This window comes from Cellulomonas sp. B6 (assembly GCF_001462455.1).
GTDB lineage: Bacteria > Actinomycetota > Actinomycetes > Actinomycetales > Cellulomonadaceae > Cellulomonas.
The window spans coordinates 1-13,719 of record NZ_LNTD01000118.1 but is presented as its reverse complement, the minus strand read 5'-3'; the positions used below and the strand labels follow the sequence as shown (position 1 = coordinate 13,719).

Sequence of the window (13,719 nt, the reverse complement as noted above, 5' to 3'; positions counted from 1 at the left end):
CTCCACCCGCCGCACCACCGCGCGGTCTCAGTCGACCCCGAGGGCCGCCACGGGCGGCGTCCTGGCCGCCGAACGGGCAGGCAGCGCGGACGCGGCCAGCCCGGCGAGCAGCGCGACCACCATGACGAGGGCCACGTGCACCCACGGGACGTGCAGGCGCAGGTCGCCCATCGTGCCGAACACCGTCGCGGCGCCGGCCCACCCGTACAGCAGCCCGAGCGCGGTCCCGATGAGGGCGCCGACACCGGCGATGAGCATGCCCTCGGTCGCGAGCATCCACCGCAGGCCGCGCCGCGACAGGCCCACGGCCCGCAGCGTCGCCGACTCCCGCCGGCGCTCGATCACCGACAGCGACAGCGTGTTGGCGACGCCCACGAGGGCGATGATCACCGCGACGCCGAGCAGGCCGATGACCACGGCGAGGGTCACGTCGATGATCTGCTCGTTGCTCTGTCGCTCGGCGGCCGAGCTCGAGACCACCACGTCCTGCTCCACGAGCAGGTCGTTGACCGCGAGCATCGTGGTCGCCGCGTCCGCGCCGGGCGTCAGCCGCACGAGCGCCGCGTTCGTCGCGTCGGCCAGGCCGAGCGTGTCCGCGGCCGCGGACGTCAGGAGCACGTCGTCGGACCCGCGGGGGGTGATCTCGATCTCCTGCCCGGTCCCGGACGGGCCGATCAGCGTGGCCGTCGACGCGTTCTCGTCGACCCACCGCTTCGGGGCGACGCTGCGACCGGCCGACAGCGCGTCGGCCGCCGGGCCGTCGCGCAGCAGGTCGGCGGCCCCCGCGGGGACGACGAACGCCTGGAAGACGCTCTGGTCGGCGTTCTGCACGGTGGCGCTGCGGGTCGGCACGACCTCCGCCACGCCCGCGACGTCGGCGAGGTCGTCGAACGTGGACGGCGCGAGCGCGACGTCGTCGGCGCCCTGGACGACGAGGTCGATCGGGCCGCGCTCGTCCATCTCGTTGGCGAGCGACACCCGCGCCGAGGTGGCGCCCGTGCTCATCATGACCACGAGCGTCACGCCGATGACGAGGGCCGTGCTGGTCGCCGCGGTGCGGCGCGGGTTGCGCACGGTGTTGGCCGCGGCGAGGCGAGCGCTCGTCGAGATCCGGGCGACGGGCCGTCCGACGGCCGACACGACCCGCGGGATCCACAGCGCCGCGCCGACCAGGAGCCCGACGAACGACGCGGCACCGCCCAGCACGCCGACCGCGAGCGGCAGCATGCCGTCCACGCCGATGCCGTTGCGGGCCATCAGGACCGCACCGACGAGCGCGACCAGGCCGCCGACCGTCAGCAGCAGCGAGAACGCGAGCCGGACCCTGCCCGGGCGTGCGCGCACGCTCGGCGCGTCGGACGGGCGCAGGGCCGCGACCGGGGCGACGCGCGTGGCGGCGCGCGCCGGGACGAACGCCGCGCCGACCGTGACGAGCGTGCCGACCAGGATCGGCAGCAGCACGTTCGCGAGCGTCGGGTGCGCGGTGGTCGGCAGCGGGACGCCGTCCTGCGTGCGCGACAGCAGCGACAGCGCGCCCTGCGCGAGACCCAGTCCGAGCACCACGCCGGACAGGCTCGCGGCGATCCCGAGGATCGTGGCCTCGAGCATCACCGACGCGCGCAGCTGGGACCGGCGGGCGCCCACGCACCGCAGCAGCGCCAGCATCCGGGTGCGCTGCGCGACCAGCACCTGGAACGTGTTGGAGATGACGAGCGCGGCGACCAGCAGCGCGACCGCCGCGAACCCGAGCACGAGCATCATGAGCGCGTTGCCGCCCCCCGTGTACTGCTTGAGGGTCCGCTCGGCGGCCTCGTCACGCGTCAGCACGGTGGCGTCGGTCAGCGTGTCGGCGAGCGCGGCCCGGACCGTGGCGACGTCGCCGTCGACCGCGATCGCCATGCCGGCCACCCCGACCTCGTCGAGGTTGGCGGCGCCGCTCCAGCGCACGACGTCCGCGAGGGTCGCGAGACCTGCGCCGCCGTACCCGGACCACGCGCCGCGCGGGTCGTCGACCAGGCCGACCACCGTCACCTGCGCGGTCATGTCGACCGGCTCCTGCTCGGTGACGTCGCCCGAGACGGCCGTCGCCGTGTCGTCGGACGTCGCGGTGTCGGACGCCGTGTCCTCGGAGTCCGCGGCGTCGGCCGTCGCGTCCGCGGAGGGCGCGGCCGTCGTCGGCTCGACGTCGCGCCACGCGGTCCACGTGGCGGTCACCGTGTCACCGACGCCCACGCCGAGGCGCTCGGCGGTCGGGGCCGGCAGCGCGACCTCGTCCTGCGCCGTCGGCGCACGGCCGTCGACGACCTCGAGCGACCCCAGGTCGGGGTCCGACGGCGTCGGGACCAGCGTCTGCGAGGCCGTGCGGCGGCCGCTCTCGAAGCGCGTCTGGCCGACCAGCAGCGGGTCGGCGCTGCGCACGCCCGGTGTGGCGTCGACTCGCTCGGCCGCGTCGACGAGCACGCCCTGGTTCGCGAGCGCGACGAGGTCGGCCGAGCCGTACCGCGCGGTGATGGAGTCGTACCCGCCGCGCGTGATCGCGTCGCCGGCGGCGAGCGTCGCGGTGACGAACGCCGAGCCGAGCACGATGGCGATGCCCGCCGCGACGAGCCGGGGCAGGCTCCGTCGCATCTGGGCGAGGGTGAGGCGCAGCATCAGCGCAGCCCTCCCGCGGGGGCCTGGACCACCGGGGTCGCGCCGGTCGGCGTGCCGGCCGGCGCCTCGAGCACGCGCAGGCCCTCGAGGCCCGCGAGCACGGACTCCGGCGTCGGGTCGGCGATGTCGCCCGCGATGCGACCGTCGGCGAGCAGCAGCACGCGGTCGGCGTACGCGGCGGCCGTCGGGTCGTGCGTGACCATGATGATCGTGCGGCCGAGCTCGCGCACCGAGCGGCGCAGGAAGCTCAGGACCTCGGCGCCCGAGCGCGAGTCGAGGTTGCCGGTCGGCTCGTCCGCGAAGACGACCTCGGGCTGCGTGATCAGCGCCCGCGCGATCGCGACGCGCTGCTGCTGACCTCCCGACAGCTCGCTGGGCCGGTGGGTCAGCCGCTGCTGCAGCCCCAGCGTCGCGACGAGCGTGTCGAACCACGCCTTGTCGGGCTTGCGGCCCGCGAGGTCGAGCGGCAGCACGATGTTCTGCTCGGCGGTGAGCATCGGCAGCAGGTTGAAGGACTGGAAGACGAAGCCGACGCGGTCGCGGCGCAGCCGCGTGAGCGCGTCGTCGCCGAGCGAGGTGATCTCGGTCTGCCCGAGGTGCACCGTGCCGGACGTCGCGTCGTCGAGGCCCGCCATGAGGTGCATGAGCGTCGACTTGCCCGACCCGGACGGGCCCATGATCGCGGTGAACGCACCGGTGGCGAAGTCGACGTCGACGCCGTCGAGGGCGCGGACGGCCGCAGCGCCGGTGCCGTACACCTTGGTGAGGGCGCGGGCGCGGGACGCGGGTGCGGCGCCGTCGAGCGGGCGGGGGGCGGAGGTGTCCAACGGGGTGCTCCTGTCTGGAAGGTGTGCCCCCAGCCTCGCGTCCGTCCCACGGCCGGCGCGTCCCGCCGTGGGTGGGTCCTGCGGGCGGACGGGTCATCCCCCGGCCGCACGGCGCGTGCGACCGACGGTCGCACGCGCGGCGCAGGGCTCACGCCCCTGGTCGCACGAGCCCCGTCTCGTAGGCCACGACGACGGCCTGCACGCGGTCGCGCGCGCCGAGCTTGGCCAGGATGCGGCCGACGTGCGTCTTGACCGTCGCCTCGGCGACGAAGAGGTCCTGCCCGATCTCGGTGTTCGACCGTCCGCGCGCCATCAGCACGAGCACCTCGCGCTCGCGCTCGGTGAGCTGAGCGACCGCCTGGTGCGCCGGGTGCTCGGCCGCGGCCGACTCGTCCTCGGGCAGCGCCGTGACGAGGTGCTCGAGCAGACGGCGCGTGCTCGACGGGGCGATCACGGCGTCGCCGCGGTGCACCGTGCGGATCGCGGCCAGCATCTCCTCGGGCGGGGCGTCCTTGAGCAGGAACCCGCTCGCGCCGGCGCGGATCGCGGCGAGCACGTACTCGTCGAGGTCGAAGGTGGTCAGGACGATGACCTTCGGCGCGGGCGTCTCGGGCGTCGCCCGGGCGACGATCCGCTCGGTCGCCTCGAGCCCGTCCATGGTGGGCATGCGGACGTCCATGAGCACGACGTCCACCGGACCCGTCACGGTCTGCGCGGCGGGGTCGAGGGCGCGCACGGCCTGCGCGCCGTCGCCGGCCTCGACGACGACCTCGAGGTCCGGCTGCGAGTCGATGACCATGCGGAAGCCGGCCCGGACGAGCTGCTGGTCGTCGACGAGCGCGACGCGGACGGGCGGGACGGTGCCGCCGGCAGGGGTGCTCACGAGGGGGATCCTCCCGCAGGTGTCGTGGTGGGCTCGCCCGGCGCGCCGGGTGTGGGCAGCGTCGCACGCACGCGGAAGCCGCCCCCGGGGCGCGGGCCGGCGGTCACGGTGCCGCCGAACATCGTCGCCCGCTCGCGCATCCCGAGCAGGCCCTGGCCGAGCCCGTCGGTGCCGGCCGACGCGCCGCGGCCGTCGTCGCTGACCTCGAGCGCGACGGCCGTGGGCTGCCACTGCAGCATGACGGTCACTGACGGGTCGGGGCCGGCGTGCTTGAGGATGTTGGTGAGCGACTCCTGCGCGATCCGGTAGATCGTCAGGCCCGCTCCGGGCGGCAGGTGACGCGGCTGCCCCAGGCGCACGTGGGAGACGCGCATGCCGCTCGCGCGCATCTGCGCGACGAGCTGCTCGACGTCCTCGACCGAGGGCTGGGGGTTCGTCGTGGTGGCGGTCGTGCGGGCCTGCGCGGTGCCCTCGGCGGCAGGGATCGGCAGGACGCCCGGAGCCCCCGCGGTCGCGGGTGCGGGGGCGTCGCGCAGCACGCCCAGCAGACGACGCATGTCGGTGAGCGCCGCGCGACCGGTCTCGGCGATGGTGCCGAGCGCGCGCGTCGCCGCGTCGGGGTCGTGCACGGCCGCGTACCGGCCGCCGTCGGACTGCGCGATGATCACCGACAGGCTGTGCGCGACGATGTCGTGCATCTCCCGCGCGATGCGCGCGCGCTCCGCGGCGGTCGCGATGGTCGCCTGCTGGTCACGCTCGACCTCGAGCCGCTCGGCGCGGTCGAGCAGCGCCTCGAGGTGCTCGCGGCGGCTGCGCCGGACCAGCCCGAACGCCCACGCGACGAGGAACAGGCTGCCCGCGAACATCGCGATGAACACCGCGATGCCGGGTGAGTACGGCATCCCGATGAGGCTTCCGAGGACCGCCGATCCGACCAGCGCTCCCGCCATGGCGGTGCGGTGCGCCCACCGCGGGCCGTGCAGCGAGGCCGAGTACAGGGAGAACGGCACGACGAAGTCGGTCGGCACCAGGGGCACGCGCGCCACCAGGTGCAGCAGCGCGCACGAGTAGACGATCGCGACGGACGCGGCGGGTCGGGTGCGCCGCCACGCCAGCGGCACGACCATGCCGACCGTGCTCAGCGAGACCACGAACGCGGGCAGCGTCGACAGCTGGGTGGACACGAGCCCGATCGACGTCGGCACCAGGACGACGGCCAGCAGGGCCGCGATCGTGATGTCGACGCCGAAGCGGTGCTGGTCCTCCCACTGCCACATGCGGTCCCACCACGACATCCCCCGAGCCTAGGTGTATTGACCCGGAACGTTGTTGACGTAGCGAGAGACCTCCGGGTCGAGTGGGAACTGCTCAAGGAACCCGCGTCGACCACTGGAGGTCTCTCGTGTCCCACGCTAACGCCCGGTTGACCCCTGCCGGCAGGTTCGTGATGGTCGAGCGCATCGAGGCCGGTCGCCCGGTCGCTCATGTCGCTGCGGAGATGGGTGTCTCGCGAACGACGGCGTGGCGGTGGTGGCGCCGGTATCGCGAGCTGGGCCGTGCGGGCCTGGTGGACCGGCCCAGCCGCCCGCTGAGCCACCCGCACCGCACGTCACCCTGCGTGGAGACGCGGATCCGGATCGCGCGGATGCTCTCGCGGCGCGGGCCGGTCTGGATCGGCCACCACCTCAGCCTGGCGCCCTCCACGGTCGGGCGGGTCCTGGCCCGGCACCGGGCACGCCTGCTGCGCGAGTGCGACCCGGTGACCGGCCTGCCGATCCGCGCGGCGCGAGCGTCGGCGGCTCGCTACGAGCACCCCTACCCGGGCTCGTTGATCCACGTGGATGTCAAGAAACTCGGGCGGATCCCCGACGGCGGCGGGTGGCGCGCCCACGGGCGAGAGGCGACCGTCACGGCGAAGAGCAAGCGTGCACCGATCGGCTACGACTACGTCCATACCGCGATCGATGACCACTCCCGCCTGGCCTACGCCGAGATCCACGACGACGAGAAAGGCACCACGGCGGCCGGCTTCCTGGCCCGCGCAGCAACGTTCTACGCCTCCCACGGCATCCGGATCGAACGCGTGATCAGCGACAACGCGTTCGCCTACCGCAACTCCCGGGAGTTCAAACGCGTCGCAGCCGACCTCGGCATCGTCCAGAAGTTCATCCGACCGCACTGCCCGTGGACCAACGGCAAGGTCGAACGCCTCAACCGCACCCTCGCCACCGAGTGGGCCTACCGCCGCCCCTGGACCTCCACCACCGAACGCGCCGCGGCCTTGCCCGCCTGGCTCGAGCACTACAACCTGGACCGACCCCACCTCGGCATCGGCGGACAACGACCCATCGACCGCGTCAACAACGCTGCGGGTCAGTACACCTAGGCGGCACGGTCGCCACGGTCGTGCGCCCGCAGGCTGATCGTGCGGCTGCGGCTGATCCGTCCACGGGCCCAGCGGGCCTCGCCTGGCGTGCCACGTCGCCGCGTGCCGCGTGGAGATCTGTCGGCGCGTCGAGGACCTGGGGCTGGCGGCGGAGGGGAGTGCGTGACCTAGCATGGCGCAATGACCCAGGTGCTGCTGGCCGAGGACGACCCCGCGATTGCCGAGCCTTTGGCGCGCGCGCTGGGGCGTGAAGGCTACGACGTGCGCGTGCAAGGAACGGGTCAAGGCGCGATCGACGGCGCCGCGGGCGCCGACCTGGTCGTGCTCGACCTCGGTCTGCCCGACATGGACGGCCTCGACGTCGCCCGGGCCATCCGCAGCCAGGGGCTCACGACGCCCGTCCTGGTGCTCACTGCCCGTGCGGACGAGGTCGACCTCGTCGTGGGCCTCGACGCCGGCGCCGACGACTACGTGACCAAGCCCTTCCGGCTCGCCGAGCTCCTCGCGCGCGTGCGGGCGCTGCTGCGCCGCACGGTCGGCGACCCCTCCGACGAGGACGAGCTGCACGCGCAGGACGTCCGCGTCGACGTCGCCGCTCACCGCGCCTTCCAGGGCGAGCGCGAGCTGCACCTCACGGCCAAGGAGTTCGACCTGCTGCGGGTGCTCGTCGCCGCGGCGGGCACGGTCGTCGCACGCGAGACGCTCATGCGCGAGGTCTGGGGCTCGGACCCCACGGGCTCGACCAAGACGCTCGACATGCACGTGTCGTGGCTGCGCCGCAAGCTCGGCGACGACGCGAACGCGCCCCGCTACGTGACGACCGTGCGCGGCATGGGGTTCCGCTTCGAGACCGGCAGCGGCGCGGCCGAGCCGGCGCCCCCGGGTTCGTTCCACCAGGTCTGACGTGCGTCGCCGCGTCCTGCAGGCGACGATCGCGGCGGTGACCGTCGCCGTCGTGCTGCTCGGGTTCCCGCTCGCGTTCCTCGGTGCGCAGCTGGTCCGCGAGAACGAGGTGCGGGGCCTGGACGTCCGCGCCGAGTCGGTCGCCCGGACGGTCGACTTCCGGGTCGAGCGCGACATCGCCCTGTCCAACCGCATGCTCGAGCCCTACACGGGCGGCGACGGCGAGATCAGCGCGACGGTCGTGGTCCGCACCGCCGACGGCGAGACGTTCCGTGCCGGCCCGACCGTGGACGAGCGCCGGCTCACCGTCCAGACCACCTCGGACACCGCGGCCACCGTGCTGCTGTACGTCTCCTGGTGGGACGTGTTCTGGCTCTCGGCCCAGGTGATCGCGCTCGTGGTCGTGGCGGCGGTCGTCGCGTTCGCCGCCGGCATCGCGATGGCGATCTGGCAGGCCAACCGGCTCGCCGCGCCCCTCGTGTACCTCGCGGCGTCCGCCGAGCAGCTGGGGTCGGGGCAGGTCCGGCCGCAGCTGGAGCCCTCGGGCGTCGAGGAGATCGACCTCGTCGCCGCCGAGCTCGCGCGCAGCGCCGACCGGATGGCCGGCCGGCTCGCCGCCGAGCGGCAGTTCGCGTCCGACGCGTCGCACCAGCTGCGCACCCCGCTGACAGCGCTGTCCATGCGGCTCGAGGAGATCATGCTGGCGGCCGGCGAGGAAGAGGTCCGTGAGGAGGCCCGGATCTCGCTCGAGCAGGTCGAGCGCCTCGTGCGCGTCGTCGACGACCTGCTGGCGAGCTCGCGACGCGCGCAGGGCGGCACGACCGAGGCGGTGCACCTGGTCGAGGTCGTCCACCAGCAGGAGGAGGAGTGGGCGCCGACCTTCGCCGCGGCCGGTCGCCGGCTGGTCGTCGACGTCGACCCGACCACCCAGGTCCTGGCGACGCCCGGCGCGCTCGCGCAGGTCCTCGCGACGCTCATCGAGAACTCGCTCAAGCACGGCGACGGGACGACGACCGTGCGGTCCCGTGCCGGTGCGTCGTCGCACGCGGTCGTCGTCGAGGTGGGTGACGAGGGCGCGGGCGTGCCTGACGACCTGGCCGCGCGCATCTTCGAGCGGGACGTGACGTCCGGGGCCGGGACCGGTCTCGGGCTCGCGCTCGCGCGCGACCTCGCGAACGCCGACGGCGGACGGCTCGAGCTCGCGCAGCGGCGCCCCGCAGTCTTCGCGCTCTTCCTGTCGGGCGTGCCGGCCTCGTTGCGGCCCGACGTGGTGCTACCGCGCGGTGCGGTGGTGTCGGTGCGACGCGACCGCCGCCGATAGGGCGAAAAGCCGCATACCGCACGAGAACCGCGTCCGATGACGGGCCGCCCGGGCTAGGCTTCCCTGGACGTGCCGGCGGTGACGTGAGCGAGGAGAACTGCGTGCGAGGGCTCGAACCGACGTTCCAGGCCTACGCGTGGGGGTCGTCGACCGCCATCCCGGAGGCGCTCGGGGTCGTCGGCGACGGTGAGCCGGTCGCCGAGGCGTGGTTCGGGGGCCACCCGTCGGCGCCGTCGCTGCTCTCGGGCGCGCCACGCGAGCCCGTCGACGCCGCGATCGCGCGCGATCCCGAGGGTCTGCTCGGCGGCGACGTCCTGTCGCGGTTCGGGCCGCAGCTGCCGTTCCTCCTCAAGCTCATCGCCGCGGCGCGCCCGCTGTCCCTGCAGGTGCACCCGAGCATCGAGCTCGCGTGTGACGGATACGCGCGCGAGGACGACCGTGGTGTCCCTCTCGACGACCCACGCCGCTCCTACCGCGACCGCAACCACAAGCCCGAGCTCGTGTACGCGCTGTCGACCTTCGAGGCGCTCGTCGGCTTCCGCGCCCCGCGCCGCACGGCGGAGATCCTGCGCGGGCTGGAGCACCCGGTCGCGCGACGGCTGCACCGGACCGTGCTGGCCGACCCGACCCCGACGGGCGTCCAGGCGGCGTTCACCTATCTCGTGAGCGACGACTCCCGCCCGACGCCCACCGAGGTCGCCGACCTCGCCGACGAGTTCCGTGCGCGGCTCGCGGCCGGCTCGCCGTCGCCGCGCACCGACCGCGCCGTCGACCTCCTGGAGCGTGCCTACCCGGGCGACCCGGGTGCCGTCACGGCGGTGCTGCTCAACCCGGTCACGCTCCGGCCGGGCGAGGCGCTGTTCGTCCCGGCCGGCGCCGTGCACGCCTACCTCAGCGGCTTCGCCGTCGAGATCATGGCCAACTCCGACAACGTGCTACGCGCCGGCCTCACCTCGAAGCACGTGGACATCCCCGAACTGCTGCGCGCGGTCGACTGCGTCGCCGCGCCGCCCATCCGGATCGCGCCCGAGCACGTCTACGACGCGACGGACGTCTACTACGTGCCGGTCGACGACTTCGAGCTGTCGGTGACACGGGTCGACGGCCCCGGGGGTGTGCGCCTGCCCGGCGTCGGGCCGCGCATCGTGCTGTGCGTCGAGGGCGGCGTCGTCCTGCACTCCGCGACCGGCCAGGAGCTGCGGCTCGAGGCCGGCCGCTCGGCGTTCGTCCCCGCGGCCGACGGGCAGCTGCGCGCCGCGGGCGCGGGATGCGTGGTGCAGGCCTCCGTCCCGTGACGCGGACGCGTGCCGGACGCCCGGGGTGCACCGACTAGGCTCGGCGGTCGTGACTCCTCCGACCGTGGCAGTCGTCGGCGGCGGGCAGCTCGCCCGCATGATGGCAGCCCCCGCGACAGCGCTCGGGCTTCATCTCAGGGTCCTCGTCGAGTCCGGTGACGGGTCCGCCGCGCAGGCGGTGGTCGACGCGCCCGTCGGCGAGGCGGGCGACGTCGACGCGGTCCTGGCGCTGGTCGACGGCGCCGACGTCCTCACCTTCGAGCACGAGCACGTGCCCGGACCCGTCCTCGCCGCCGTCGCCGCGCGTGGCGTACCCGTGCACCCCGGGCCGGACGCGCTCGTGCACGCGCAGGACAAGGTCGTCATGCGGCGACGGCTCACCGAGCTGGGTGTGCCGTGCCCCCGCTGGGCGCCGGTCGCGGACCTCGCGGACCTGGAGGCCTTCCGCGGTGCCGACGGCGGCCGGGCCGTGGTGAAGACCGCGCGCGGCGGCTACGACGGCAAGGGCGTCCGCGTGGTCGACGCCGGTGCGGTGCCCGGCGACGTCGTCGACTGGTGCGCCGCGGCGGCGGCCGGCACGGGCCCGGCGCTGCTCGCCGAGGAGCTCGTGCCCTTCACGCGCGAGCTCGCGGTGCTCGTCGCCCGCACGCCGTCCGGTGCCACGGCCGTGTGGCCGGTCGTCGAGTCGGTCCAGCGCGACGGCGTGTGCGCCGAGGTGGTGGCGCCCGCACCCGGTCTCGACCCGGCCACCGCGGCCGAGGCCGAGCGCGTCGCGCGGACCGTCGCCGACGGACTCGGCGTGACCGGTGTGCTGGCCGTCGAGCTCTTCGAGGTCGCCGACCCCGACGGCGGTGCACCGCGCGTGCTGGTGAACGAGCTGGCGATGCGCCCCCACAACTCGGGCCACTGGACGATCGACGGGTCCGTGACCAGCCAGTTCGAGCAGCACCTGCGCGCGGTCCTGGACCTGCCCCTCGGCGACGTCGCGCCCGTGGCGCGCTGGACCGTCATGGCGAACGTGCTCGGCAGCGCGCTCGACGACCCGACGGAGGCGCTCGCACGCGTCCTGGGCGCCGACCCCGGTGCGCGCGTGCACCTGTACGGCAAGGCGGTCCGGCCGGGCCGCAAGCTCGGGCACGTCACCGTGTCGGGCGACGACCTGGACGACGTGCGCGCCCGCGCACGGACGGCCGCCGCGCTGCTGCGCGGCGAGGACGGAGGTACGGCATGAGCGGGACGCCACTGGTGGGCGTGGTCATGGGCTCGGACTCCGACTGGCCGGTCATGCAGGCCGCCGCGGACGCCCTCGCGGAGTTCGACGTGCCGGTCGAGGTCGACGTCGTCTCGGCGCACCGCCAGCCGGACAAGATGGTCGCCTACGGCCGCGACGCGGCGGCGCGCGGGCTGCGCGTGCTCGTCGCGGGGGCCGGGGGAGCCGCCCACCTGCCCGGCATGCTCGCCGCCGTGACGCCGCTGCCGGTGATCGGCGTCCCCGTGCCGCTCGCGCACCTCGACGGCATGGACTCGCTGCTCTCGATCGTCCAGATGCCGGCGGGAGTGCCGGTCGCGACCGTGTCGGTGGGCGGTGCGCGCAACGCGGGGCTGCTGGCGGTACGGGTGCTCGCCGCGGGTGACGGGGCGCTGGCCGAACGGCTGCGGACGGCCATGCTCGCCTTCCAGGACGGTCTGCGTGAGCAGGCCGACGCCAAGGGGGAGCGGCTGCGTGCGCGTTCCGCAGGCTCACCGGCGGGCTTCTCGGCCTGACGGGCCGCACCCGTCGGAAGGACGGCACGCCGCTGACGGGCGCTCGGTCCGTCGCGGTCGTGCGTCGGGGTGCCGCTAGGACCCCGGGACGCCGCCGACCTGCCCCGGGGGCAGCGTGCCGTCGCGCAGCGAGGCGAAGAAGCCGGGCGTGAGGTCGGGGTCGAGCTGGACCGTCGAGCCGACGTTGCCGGGCCGGTAGTCCATGCTCCTGATCGGTGGCGTGCCCGTCACACCACCCTCGGCGTTCGCGTCCCGGAACGCGAGCGCGAGCCGCGCGACGTCCACGATGTCCGCGTCCTCGTCGAACACCATCGCGCCCGTGCCCGCCTCGGCGAGCGCGACCTGCGCACCGGGGTTCAGCGCGAGCGAGCGCGGGTCGACCTTGCCCATCACGGCGCCGATCAGCTGCCGCTGCCGCAGCGCGCGGCCGACGTCGCCCGTCGGGTCCGACTTGCGCATGCGAGCGAACGACAGCGCCGCCGTGCCGTCGACGTCGTGGCACCCGGCGGTCCAGACCATGCCCGAGTCGGCGTCGTTCACGTCCGCGTCGTAGCAGAGGTTGACCCCGCCCACCGCGTCCACGAGGTGCGCGACGCCGCCCATCCCGATCTCGACGTAGTGGTCGACCTTCAGGCCGGTCAGCCCCTCGACCGTCTGCACCAGCAGCGGCGCACCGCCCCACGCGAACGCGGCGTTGAGCTTCGAGGCCCCGTGCCCGGGGATCTCGACGTACGTGTCTCGCGGCAGCGAGATCAGAGCCGTCGGCCCGCTGGTCGGCTTGTGCAGCAGCAGGATCGTGTCGGTGCGCTGGCCCTCGGTGCCGTCGGCCTCGACGCCGCCGTCGTCCCCGCGCGCGTCCGACCCCGCGAGCAGGTAGGTCGTGCCGGGGGTGTCCGCCGCGGCCGACAGCGCCGGGGTGTGCTGCAGGAGGCCGTTGGCCCAGACCAGCAGACCGACGGGCCATGCGACGAGGACGACGAGGATGACGACCGCCACGACGACGGCGATCCGCCGCCCGCGGCCGCGGCGGCGCGAGGTGGCCGTGCCCGTGGAGACCGCCGGTGCGTCGCCCGGGGTCGTGGACCGAGCTGCGGCCGGTGCGGGACGTGCCGAGGTGGTGCGTGCGGACGCCGGGGACGCCGCGGCGCGCGCACCGGCCGTCCGCGGCGTCGAACGACGTGCTGCGGACGGGCCGGCCGGCGCGGCTCCCGCGGCGCCCTCTCGCCCGGCGACGGGGACGGCGCGCGCAGCTCCCGGTCGCGGCGAGGCCGACGGTGCGAACGACGCCGGTGCGGCGCCGGCCGGTGGAGCCGAGGCCGTCGTCGGGAGTCCCGGGTCGCGCGGCGAGCCGTGCGCGCGGCGCGGTGCCGCGGGCCGCGGTGCCCCGGCCGGCGGTGTGGCCGGCGGCGTGCTCCGCGCGGCGGTGCGTGCCGGAGCCGGAGGCCGACGACCACCGGCGCCGACCACGCGTGCGTCGTCGGCACCCGGCCGCGCCCTCGTCCCGTCGGGGGTGAAGCTGGGAGGCGGGTCGTCCCGACGCTCGGCCACGTGTCCTCAGCAGGTCGCCGCGGAGGCGTCCGCCGCCGTGAAGGCGTCGACGCCGGGCGTCTTGGTCTCGGTCGGGGCCGGCGGGGCGGCGGGCGCCTCCGGCGCGGCAGGTGCCTCCGGCGCGGCGGGCGAGGCGGGGG

General features: G+C 75.1%; 11 protein-coding genes. 6 read left to right on the top strand and 5 right to left on the bottom strand.

The window, feature by feature from the left end; all coding sequences use genetic code 11:
* Positions 1-27: 27 nt before the first annotated feature.
* From ATM99_RS11335 to ATM99_RS11320, 4 genes are all read right to left on the bottom strand, one after another.
* The gene (locus tag ATM99_RS11335; protein WP_062103024.1) at positions 28-2,652 is read right to left on the bottom strand and encodes an ABC transporter permease; all 2,625 of its coding nucleotides are present in this window, start codon (positions 2,650-2,652) and stop codon (positions 28-30) included.
* Positions 2,652-3,479, bottom strand: a complete 828-nt coding sequence (locus tag ATM99_RS11330; RefSeq protein ID WP_062103023.1) for an ABC transporter ATP-binding protein — start codon at positions 3,477-3,479, stop codon at positions 2,652-2,654. The genes ATM99_RS11335 and ATM99_RS11330 overlap by 1 nt, the downstream gene beginning before the upstream one ends.
* 148 nt (positions 3,480-3,627) lie before the next feature.
* Positions 3,628-4,362 carry a response regulator transcription factor gene (locus tag ATM99_RS11325; RefSeq protein ID WP_062103022.1) on the bottom strand — a complete coding sequence of 245 codons (735 nt, stop codon included), beginning with the start codon at positions 4,360-4,362 and terminating at the stop codon, positions 3,628-3,630.
* Positions 4,359-5,657: a sensor histidine kinase gene (locus tag ATM99_RS11320; RefSeq protein WP_062103021.1), complete on the bottom strand. Its 1,299-nt coding sequence runs from the start codon at positions 5,655-5,657 to the stop codon at positions 4,359-4,361. Before ATM99_RS11320 ends, ATM99_RS11325 begins: the two co-directional genes overlap by 4 nt.
* Before the next feature lie 107 nt (positions 5,658-5,764).
* On the opposite strand from ATM99_RS11320, the gene ATM99_RS11315 reads away from it, so the two are divergent.
* The 6 genes from ATM99_RS11315 (at position 5,765) to purE (ending at position 12,031) form a co-directional block, all read left to right on the top strand.
* Entirely contained in the window at positions 5,765-6,748 is a 984-nt protein-coding gene (locus ATM99_RS11315) for an IS481 family transposase (RefSeq protein ID WP_062101319.1), read from the top strand.
* Positions 6,749-6,928: 180 nt separating this feature from the next.
* Entirely contained in the window at positions 6,929-7,651 is a 723-nt protein-coding gene (locus tag ATM99_RS11310; RefSeq protein WP_062103020.1) for a response regulator transcription factor, read from the top strand.
* 1 nt (position 7,652) lies between these two features.
* On the top strand, positions 7,653-8,972 hold the full coding sequence (locus tag ATM99_RS11305) for an ATP-binding protein (protein ID WP_062103019.1): 1,320 nt from the start codon (positions 7,653-7,655) through the stop codon (positions 8,970-8,972).
* 101 nt (positions 8,973-9,073) lie between these two features.
* Positions 9,074-10,267 carry a mannose-6-phosphate isomerase, class I gene (gene manA, locus ATM99_RS11300; protein WP_062103027.1) on the top strand — a complete coding sequence of 398 codons (1,194 nt, stop codon included), beginning with the start codon at positions 9,074-9,076 and terminating at the stop codon, positions 10,265-10,267.
* Positions 10,268-10,316: 49 nt separating this feature from the next.
* Positions 10,317-11,498, top strand: coding sequence for a 5-(carboxyamino)imidazole ribonucleotide synthase (locus ATM99_RS11295; protein WP_082659632.1), 1,182 nt, complete (start codon positions 10,317-10,319; stop codon positions 11,496-11,498).
* Positions 11,495-12,031 carry a 5-(carboxyamino)imidazole ribonucleotide mutase gene (gene purE / locus ATM99_RS11290; protein ID WP_062103018.1) on the top strand — a complete coding sequence of 179 codons (537 nt, stop codon included), beginning with the start codon at positions 11,495-11,497 and terminating at the stop codon, positions 12,029-12,031. Before ATM99_RS11295 ends, purE begins: the two co-directional genes overlap by 4 nt.
* A gap of 75 nt (positions 12,032-12,106) precedes the next feature.
* Here the strand turns inward: purE and ATM99_RS11285 are convergent, their stop codons facing one another.
* Entirely contained in the window at positions 12,107-13,027 is a 921-nt protein-coding gene (locus ATM99_RS11285; RefSeq protein ID WP_223305011.1) for an LCP family protein, read from the bottom strand.
* Positions 13,028-13,719: the final 692 nt, after the last annotated feature.